The sequence below is a fragment of the Stenotrophomonas sp. BR163 genome (assembly GCF_047520985.2).
Lineage (GTDB): Bacteria > Pseudomonadota > Gammaproteobacteria > Xanthomonadales > Xanthomonadaceae > Stenotrophomonas > Stenotrophomonas sepilia.
Genome location: NZ_JAXBRE020000062.1, coordinates 1 through 2,575, shown reverse-complemented (window position 1 = coordinate 2,575; position 2,575 = coordinate 1). Strand labels below are relative to the sequence as shown.

The 2,575-nt window shown below is 65.4% G+C and carries 1 protein-coding gene; it reads right to left on the bottom strand.

Annotated elements, in window-relative coordinates; all coding sequences use genetic code 11:
* Positions 1-2,574 (bottom strand): ATP-dependent chaperone ClpB (gene clpB / locus ACM0PY_RS21135; protein ID WP_414609529.1); only part of this gene is annotated, 2,574 nt, incomplete at its 3' end.
* Position 2,575 lies beyond the last annotated feature (1 nt).

Genomic DNA, 2,575 nt, shown 5'->3' with positions numbered 1-2,575 from the left:
GAAGACCAAATGCCCACCCTCATTGCCGACTTCGATGGTGTCACCGTTGACGAACGCGCCGGACAGGATCTGCTGCGCCAGCGGATTCTCCAGCTGCGACTGGATCGCCCGCTTCAGCGGCCGCGCGCCATACACCGGATCGAAGCCGACGTTGCCGAGCAGATCGAACGCCGCATCGGAGACCGCCAGCTTCAACCCACGCTCGGCCAGCCGCTTCTCCAGCCCGCGCATCTGGATGCGTGCGATCTGCTTGATCTGCTGCTTGTCCAGCGGGTGGAACACCACGATGTCGTCCAGGCGGTTGATGAACTCCGGACGGAAGTGCGCCTGTACCACGCCCATCACGGCCGCCTTCATCTGCGTGTAGGCCTCCGGGCTGTCGTCGCTGCTCATGTCCTGGATCTGATGCGAGCCCAGGTTCGAGGTCATCACGATGACGGTGTTGCGGAAGTCCACGGTGCGGCCCTGGCCGTCGGTCAGGCGGCCATCGTCCAGCACCTGCAGCAGGATGTTGAACACATCCGGGTGCGCCTTCTCCACTTCGTCCAGCAGGATCAGCGAGTACGGGCGGCGACGCACGGCCTCGGTCAGGTAGCCGCCTTCCTCGTAGCCGACATAGCCCGGAGGCGCACCGATCAGGCGGGCCACGCTGTGCTTCTCCATGAATTCGCTCATGTCGATGCGGATCATCGCGTCGGCGCTGTCGAACAGGAACTCGGCCAGCGACTTGCACAGCTCGGTCTTGCCGACGCCGGTCGGGCCGAGGAACAGGAACGAGCCGGCCGGACGATTCGGATCGGACAGGCCGGCACGCGAGCGGCGTACCGCATCGGAGACGACCTTGATCGCCTCTTCCTGGCCGACCACACGGTTGTGCAGCACTTCTTCCATGCGCAGCAGCTTGTCGCGCTCGCCTTCGAGCATCTTGTTGACCGGGATGCCGGTCCAGCGCGATACGACTTCGGCAATCTCCTCGTCGGTCACGCGGTCCTGCACCAGCTTGAAGTCCTTGTGCTCGGCTTCCTGGGCCGCAGCCAGCTGCTTTTCCAGTTGCGGCAACAGGCCGTACTGGATTTCGCTCATCTTGGCAAAATCCTGGCGGCGCTGCGCAGCTTCCAGCTCCAGCTTGGCCTGCTCGACCTGTTCCTTGATCTTGGTGGCGCCCTGCAGCGCCGCCTTCTCCGACTTCCAGATTTCATTGAGATCGGAGAACTCGCGCTCCAGCGCATCGATGTCCTTTTCGAGATCGGCCAGGCGCTGCCGCGAGGCTTCGTCCTTTTCCTTCTTCAGCATCTCGCGCTGGATCTTCAGCTGGATTACCCGGCGTTCCAGGCGATCCAGCTCCTCCGGCTTGGAATCGATCTCCATGCGCAGTCGCGAGGCGGCTTCGTCCATCAGGTCGATGGCCTTGTCCGGCAGCTGGCGGTCGGTGATGTAGCGGTTGGACAGCGTCGCGGCAGCCACGATGGCCGGGTCGGTGATCTCCACACCGTGGTGCACGGCGTACTTTTCCTTCAGCCCGCGCAGGATCGCGATGGTGTCCTCCACCGTGGGTTCGCCGACGAACACCTTCTGGAAGCGGCGCTCCAGCGCAGCGTCCTTCTCGATGTACTTGCGGTATTCGTCCAGCGTGGTCGCACCGATGCAGTGCAGCTCGCCGCGTGCCAGCGCCGGCTTCAGCATGTTGCCGGCATCCATCGCACCGTCGGCCTTGCCCGCGCCGACCATGGTGTGCAGCTCGTCGATGAACAGGATGATCTGGCCTTCGTTCTTGGCCAGGTCGTTGAGCACGCCCTTCAGGCGCTCCTCGAATTCACCGCGGAACTTGGCGCCGGCGATCAGCGCGCCCATGTCCAGCGACAGCACACGCTTGCCGCGCAGGCCTTCGGGCACTTCGTCATTGATGATGCGCTGGGCGAGCCCTTCCACGATCGCGGTCTTGCCCACGCCGGGCTCGCCGATCAGCACCGGGTTGTTCTTGGTCCGGCGCTGCAGCACCTGGATGGTGCGGCGGATTTCCTCGTCACGGCCGATCACCGGGTCGAGCTTGCCGCTCTCGGCGCGCGCGGTCAGGTCGATGGTGTACTTCTCCAGCGCCTGCCGCTGCTCCTCGGCGTTCTCCGACTGCACGTTCTCGCCGCCGCGCAGCTTGTCGATGGCCGCCTGCAGGCGGGTCTTGTCGGCACCGGCGGCGCGCAGCGCCATGCCCAGCGTGCCACCATCCTCCAGCGCCGCCAGCACGAACCACTCGCTGGCGATGAAGGCATCACCGTGCTGCTGGGCCAGCTTGTCGGTCTGGTTCAGCAGGCGCCCCAGGTCATTGCCCATCGAGACGTTGCCGGCCTGGCCGGACACCTTGGGCAGCGCGTCCAACGCCTCGGTCAGGCGCTCGCGCAGCACCGGCACGTTCACCCCGGCCTGCGCCAGCAGCGGGCGCGTGCTGCCGCCCTGCTGGTCCAGCAGCGCGCTGAACAGGTGGACCGGTTCGATGATGCTGTTGTCGCGGCCCACGGCCAGCGACTGTGCGTCTGCCAGCGCCTGCTGGAAACGCGAGGTGAGCTTGTCCATCCGCATT